This is a genomic window from Sphingopyxis sp., assembly GCF_016463645.1.
In the GTDB taxonomy this organism is placed as follows: domain Bacteria; phylum Pseudomonadota; class Alphaproteobacteria; order Sphingomonadales; family Sphingomonadaceae; genus Sphingopyxis.
This window is the reverse complement of the sequence record NZ_JAEMQX010000175.1, coordinates 1-5,945: the sequence shown is the minus strand read 5'-3', so window position 1 is coordinate 5,945 and position 5,945 is coordinate 1. Positions and strand designations below refer to the sequence as shown.

5 protein-coding genes and 2 pseudogenes are annotated in these 5,945 nt (G+C 63.4%); 5 read left to right on the top strand and 2 right to left on the bottom strand.

The genetic code is table 11. The features are described from left to right. Positions 1–187, top strand: a 187-nt coding sequence (locus JHC57_RS20530; protein ID WP_294032444.1) for a hypothetical protein, incomplete at its 5' end; no start/stop codon positions are given. A 17-nt stretch (positions 188–204) separates the two neighbouring features. Here JHC57_RS20530 and JHC57_RS20525 read toward each other — a convergent pair. Together JHC57_RS20525 and JHC57_RS20520 are read right to left on the bottom strand one after the other, a co-directional pair. After that, positions 205–465: a hypothetical protein gene (locus tag JHC57_RS20525; protein ID WP_228223103.1), complete on the bottom strand. Its 261-nt coding sequence runs from the start codon at positions 463–465 to the stop codon at positions 205–207. 117 nt (positions 466–582) lie between these two features. Further along, complete coding sequence (locus tag JHC57_RS20520; RefSeq protein WP_294032443.1) at positions 583–3,540, bottom strand: Tn3 family transposase; 2,958 nt, start codon at positions 3,538–3,540, stop codon at positions 583–585. A 139-nt stretch (positions 3,541–3,679) separates the two neighbouring features. On the opposite strand from JHC57_RS20520, the pseudogene JHC57_RS20515 reads away from it, so the two are divergent. The 4 genes and pseudogenes from JHC57_RS20515 to JHC57_RS20500 all read left to right on the top strand — a co-directional run. Then, a pseudogene (locus JHC57_RS20515) lies at positions 3,680–4,159 on the top strand (recombinase family protein); the annotation flags it as partial. Between the two features lie 39 nt (positions 4,160–4,198). Next, positions 4,199–4,267 (top strand): annotated as a pseudogene (locus JHC57_RS20510) (QacE family quaternary ammonium compound efflux SMR transporter); the annotation flags it as partial. Continuing rightward, positions 4,261–5,100, top strand: a complete 840-nt coding sequence (gene sul1, locus JHC57_RS20505; RefSeq protein WP_000259031.1) for a sulfonamide-resistant dihydropteroate synthase Sul1 — start codon at positions 4,261–4,263, stop codon at positions 5,098–5,100. The pseudogene JHC57_RS20510 and the gene sul1, both read left to right, overlap by 7 nt. 127 nt (positions 5,101–5,227) lie before the next feature. Then, positions 5,228–5,728 carry a GNAT family N-acetyltransferase gene (locus tag JHC57_RS20500; RefSeq protein ID WP_000376623.1) on the top strand — a complete coding sequence of 167 codons (501 nt, stop codon included), beginning with the start codon at positions 5,228–5,230 and terminating at the stop codon, positions 5,726–5,728. Positions 5,729–5,945 lie beyond the last annotated feature (217 nt).

The window sequence follows — 5,945 nt, the reverse complement described above, 5'->3', positions numbered from 1 at the left end:
CCAGGGCAATGCTTTCTGGCGCTGGATCGCCACGGACGAGGCGCGGCCCTATCTGACCGCTTTCGCCGTCGATCGCGCGCCACCCAGCGGAAGCGAGTTTTTCGCGGCCGATCTTAGCGCCGAGGATCTACTTGATTCCGAACACCTGGCCGAGCTGGCCCAGAAGATCGAAGCGGCTCACGGCTAGCGCCGTGCGCGCCGGGGTTATTTGCGAGTAGCTGTGCGCTGTTGCTCCGCCACGTCGCGGATCATAGCTGCCCAGCATCCCAAGATCATGCCCTCTTCATTATCGACTTCGCTTGTGGCGACCGCATAGATACCCAGCAAGTTTGCAACCTCGCTCGCCTCGACAATGCCTTGACGCGCAAGCAGCGTGGCAAACATCGAGAGTGCTCCCCCCATTGCCCGCACCAGCGGCGCATCTTGTAGCAGTCGGTCAAATTCGCGGGGCGGGTTACTGGACATAGATTGTTCCGATCAAATTAAGCGACTGCCTTTCAGGACTTATCGCGGGAAGTGCTATCCGGGGTGACTACACGAAAGTGACGTATCTGCACGCTAAGGGCGAACGGATGCCGAACATCACGCGGCGAGCAAGGAACTGACGGCGCGAAGGGGTCGCAGGACATCCGGATCGGGGCGATCATCGACATTCCAGCTATAGTCGCCGGTCAGCGAGATATGCTCCCAGCCCAATGGTGCGATGTGGCGCGCGATTTCGTCGGGCGCGCCGATGTCCACCAGCGCCATTTCGAGATAGCGGGTGTTCCACAGGATGATAGCGGCGACGAGCAGGTTGAGGCCGGATGCGCGATAGGTCTGATTTTCGAACCGCCGGTCGCGCAGCTCGCCGAGCTGGTTGAAGAAGAGCGCGCGGGCGAGTGCGTTGCGGGCCTCGCCCTTGTTGAGTCCGGCCTGGGTGCGTCGGCGCAGGTCGATGTCGCGCAGCCAGTCGAGCATGAAGATCGAGCGTTCGAGGCGACCAAGCTCGCGCAGCGCGAGGGCCAGTCCGTTCTGTCGCGGATAGGCGGACAGCCGACGCAGCATGGCCGAAGCGGTGACGGTGCCGGTGCGGATCGACGTGGCGAACCGCAACAGTTCGTCCCAATGGGCCCCGACATGGGCGATAGCGATCGGATCTCCCGTCATCCCGGCCAGCAGCGGTCCGGCTTCCTGACCCGGCAGCAGATGCAGGCGTCGGTCTTTTATGTCGCGCAGACGCGGTGCGAAGCGGTAGCCGAAGAAGGGCATTAGCCCGAATACATGGTCCGATGCCCCGCCCGTGTCAGTATAGTGCTCCTCGATCGTCAGGCCGGTTTGGTGATATAGCAAGCCGTCCAGGACATAGGGCGCTTCGCCGGCGGTCGCGGCGATCACCCGGCTCGCGAAGGGATCATATCGATCCGAGACATGGGTGTAGAAGGCAACACCCGGTTCGTTGCCGCTGCGCGCATTGATGTCGCCGATCGCGGCCCCGCGACCGCCGGCATGAAATTGTTGTCCGTCGCTCGACGAGGTGGTGCCGTCTCCCCAGAGTGCGGCAAGCGGCATGGTGCGATGGGCGTCGATCAGCCGCGCTAACGCCTCGCCATAGGCGGCTTCGCTGATATGCCAGTCGTGAAGATGGGCGAGCTGGCGCAGACTTGCGCCCCGGCAGGTCTCTGCCATGCGGGTGAGGCCGAGATTGATCCCATCGGCGAGGATGACGGTGAGCAGGGCATTGCGATCGTCGGCCTCCCGGCCCGAACGCCGATGGACGAAGCATTCGCTGAACCCGGTCCAGGCATCGACCTCAAGCAGAATATCGGTGATCTTCACGCGGGGCAGTCGATCATAGGCGGCGCGACGGGTAATCTCGGTAGCGGGGGGTGTCACCGCCTTCAGCGGCGAGATGATGAGGCCGCTTTCGTCAAGTCTGACCTGGGGTAGCTCACCCTGTCGGGCTAGAACTGTCACCTGATCGATCGCCGTGTCGAGCCTGGTGCGCCTTTCCTCGATATGGCGTTCGAAGTCCGTTTCGATGGCGAGAGGCAGCGGTCCCTTTTCGCGAAGCGCCGCATAGGTGGCCGGCGGGATGAGATAGCTGTCAAAATCGCGAAACTGGCGGCTTCCCGCGACCCATATGTCTCCGGCTCGCAACCGCTCGCGTAGCTGTGAAAGGGCGCATAGCTCATAAGCGGCACGATCGACGATACCGTCCCGCAGGACGAACGGCCGCCATGCTGACGGCACAAAGCGCAGCGGTACGCCATCAGGCAAGCGGCGTTTGCCGGTCCGGTATAGCTCCGCGATAATCGTCAGCGCCGACAGGAGCCCCTGCACCGCACCGGCGCCGCGAAATTCGAAGGCATTCAGAAAAGCGCCGGCAAAGAGCTTCACCGTGCGATGCCGCTCGATCAGTTCAGCGGTGCGATCGACGGTTTCGGGTCGGCCGAGCACTTCGGCTTGCTCGACCGCCACGGCGAAGCGCTGCCAGTCCAGGGCATCGATCTGCGCCAGCGAATCCACGCCTTTGGTGCGCGCGTCGATGAGGATGCGGCAAGACCCCGTGAGTGTCCGAAGATGGCCCTGCAGTTCCCGCACCGTCTTGAGGGCTTTATCGCGGGTCCGGTTCTCGGCGCGGCGCACCATGCTGCCCAACAGCTTGTCGAACATCGTCAGGGTTGCGTCGGTCAGGTCTTCCTCAAGGCGGATGCCGGTTGCCGCCAGCGTCGCATGTCGGCGCAGGGCATTGAGTTCGCCAAGGTGCTGGGGCGTGATGCGGCTGCCCTCGTCCGCCAGCCTGTCAAAAGTCGAAGCCGGGATCATGTCGGCGCGAGCGCGATCGAGGCCCAGCGCGCGGATAGAGGCAAGCCGTTCGATCAGTCGCAGGATGTTGCGCGCTGCCGGCGACTGTGGCGCGTTGCGCAGCCAGGATAGCCATGTCGCGGTTTCCCCCGTACGTCGGGCCAGCAGATCGTCCAGACCCTGTAGCGTGTCGGGTTGCAGGCCGTTTGTGAGCACTTCATAGGTAAGCTGCTCTGCTTGCTGGCGAGCCCTTCGGAGCACCGCTTCGAGAATCGACGGGGAAGGCAGGAGGATCTGTCGACGCCGGAGTTCGTCGACAATAACCCCTGCCATTTGGCCCGGGCGGATGATGGTCTGCGCGATCGGGATCGAAAAGGCCACGATTTCACGAAACGCTTGGCGATCGAAAGCCCTGAACCCGTGCGATCGTCGGATATCGACGAGATGCTCGCGGCGGGTCTGGTCCCGATGGGCATAGTCGGCAAAAGCTTCCGGCGAGACGCCGAGTTGCCGGCCCACATAGGCAAGCACCGGGCCGGGCGGGAGTTCGCCCGCTTCAAGCGCGCGGCCAGGCCATCTCATATAGAGCAGGAGCATCGCAAAGCCGAGCCGGGTGGCATCGCCGCGACGGCGACCGACAATTTCCAGATCGTCGCCGGTCAGCGTATAATGACGCACAATCTCTCGCTCATCGAGCGGCGCGTCATAATGCCCCGCCCAGATTTCCGGGCTCACTAGTCGCCGCCTCGCCAAGCATCATCTCCTTCGCTGCTGCTGTCCGTCAGACGACCGTTGAACGGTCACCGGGAATGTGTCCGTTTACTCTGGACCTGCAATGGCGATTCGGACAAGGTCGCGTGATGATGGGAAAACGGACACGACAGGGCAGAATGTGGCGCTGATCGGTTATGCGCGCGTCTCCACGCCGGACCAGAAGCTATCGCTCCAGCATGACGCCCTGGAGCGCGCGGGATGCGAACGTGTTTTCGACGATCAGGCATCGGGTGCCAGGACCGACAGGCACGGGCTTACCGAAGCATTGGCTTATCTGCGCGCCGGCGACACGCTGGTCGTGTGGAAACTCGATCGGCTCGGCCGCTCGATGAGCCACCTCATCGACAAGATCGGCGAACTGGCATCCCGCGGCATCGGGTTCCGTTCGCTCACCGAGAACATCGACACCACCACGCCGGGGGGAATGCTGGTGTTCAACATCTTCGGCTCCCTCGCGCAGTTCGAGCGTGATCTGATCCGCGAACGCACCCAGGCTGGCCTGCGCGCTGCTCGTGAGCGCGGCAGCAAGGGCGGCCGTCGTCCCGTCGTCACCCCCGACAAGCTGCGCAAGGCGAGAGCACACATCGCGGCGGGGCTCGGTGAAACTTCCACGTGGAAGTCGCCAATGTGCCACGGCGTCATTGCTGCCTTTTTGCTCGCCCGATCCCCATCGTGGAAGTCGCTGCGGAGGCCGACGCCATGGTGACGGTGTTCGGCATTCTGAATCTCACCGAGGACTCCTTCTTCGATGAGAGCCGGCGGCTAGACCCCGCCGGCGCTGTCACCGCGGCGATCGAAATGCTGCGAGTCGGATCAGACGTCGTGGATGTCGGACCGGCCGCCAGCCATCCGGACGCGAGGCCTGTATCGCCGGCCGATGAGATCAGACGTATTGCGCCGCTCTTAGACGCCCTGTCCGATCAGATGCACCGTGTTTCAATCGACAGCTTCCAACCGGAAACCCAGCGCTATGCGCTCAAGCGCGGCGTGGGCTACCTGAACGATATCCAAGGATTTCCTGACCCTGCGCTCTATCCCGATATTGCTGAGGCGGACTGCAGGCTGGTGGTTATGCACTCAGCGCAGCGGGATGGCATCGCCACCCGCACCGGTCACCTTCGACCCGAAGACGCGCTCGACGAGATTGTGCGGTTCTTCGAGGCGCGGGTTTCCGCCTTGCGACGGAGCGGGGTCGCTGCCGACCGGCTCATCCTCGATCCGGGGATGGGATTTTTCTTGAGCCCCGCACCGGAAACATCGCTGCACGTGCTGTCGAACCTTCAAAAGCTGAAGTCGGCGTTGGGGCTTCCGCTATTGGTCTCGGTGTCGCGGAAATCCTTCTTGGGCGCCACCGTTGGCCTTCCTGTAAAGGATCTGGGTCCAGCGAGCCTTGCGGCGGAACTTCACGCGATCGGCAATGGCGCTGACTACGTCCGCACCCACGCGCCTGGAGATCTGCGAAGCGCAATCACCTTCTCGGAAACCCTCGCGAAATTTCGCAGTCGCGACGCCAGAGACCGAGGGTTAGATCATGCCTAGCATTCACCTTCCGGCCGCCCGCTAGCGGACCCTGGTCAGGTTCCGCGAAGGTGGGCGCAGACATGCTGGGCTCGTCAGGATCAAACTGCACTATGAGGCGGCGGTTCATACCGCGCCAGGGGAGCGAATGGACAGCGAGGAGCCTCCGAACGTTCGGGTCGCCTGCTCGGGTGATATCGACGAGGTTGTGCGGCTGATGCACGACGCTGCGGCGTGGATGTCCGCCAAGGGAACGCCCGCCTGGGACGTCGCGCGGATCGACCGGACATTCGCGGAGACCTTCGTCCTGAGATCCGAGCTCCTAGTCGCGAGTTGCAGCGACGGCATCGTCGGCTGTTGCACCTTGTCGGCCGAGGATCCCGAGTTCTGGCCCGACGCCCTCAAGGGGGAGGCCGCATATCTGCACAAGCTCGCGGTGCGACGGACACATGCGGGCCGGGGTGTCAGCTCCGCGCTGATCGAGGCTTGCCGCCATGCCGCGCGAACGCAGGGGTGCGCCAAGCTGCGGCTCGACTGCCACCCGAACCTGCGTGGCCTATACGAGCGGCTCGGATTCACCCACGTCGACACTTTCAATCCCGGCTGGGATCCAACCTTCATCGCAGAACGCCTAGAACTCGAAATCTAACGTCCGTTCGGGCATCGAGGTCCATGTCGGGGTGGGACGGGCCCGTGGCTTCAAGATCACTTGCAGTCCGACCGCGATGTCTTGGTTGCGCGAGAGGTTGTCGATATCCTCCACTTCCATCATCAACCCTGGATAATGCCGCCGCCGTCATCGCCGCCGACGCCCGTGCCGGGCTTTTCGGGCCTGTCAGGCTTGCTCGGCCTTCAGCCTGCCTGGG

Excerpts from the sequence above, each read along its gene's own strand:
- JHC57_RS20525 (WP_228223103.1), bottom strand. The coding sequence starts at position 465 with ATGTCCAGTAACCCGCCCCGCGAATTTGACCGACTGCTACAAGATGCG.
- sul1 (WP_000259031.1), top strand. The coding sequence starts at position 4,261 with ATGGTGACGGTGTTCGGCATTCTGAATCTCACCGAGGACTCCTTCTTC.
- JHC57_RS20500 (WP_000376623.1), top strand. The coding sequence starts at position 5,228 with ATGGACAGCGAGGAGCCTCCGAACGTTCGGGTCGCCTGCTCGGGTGAT.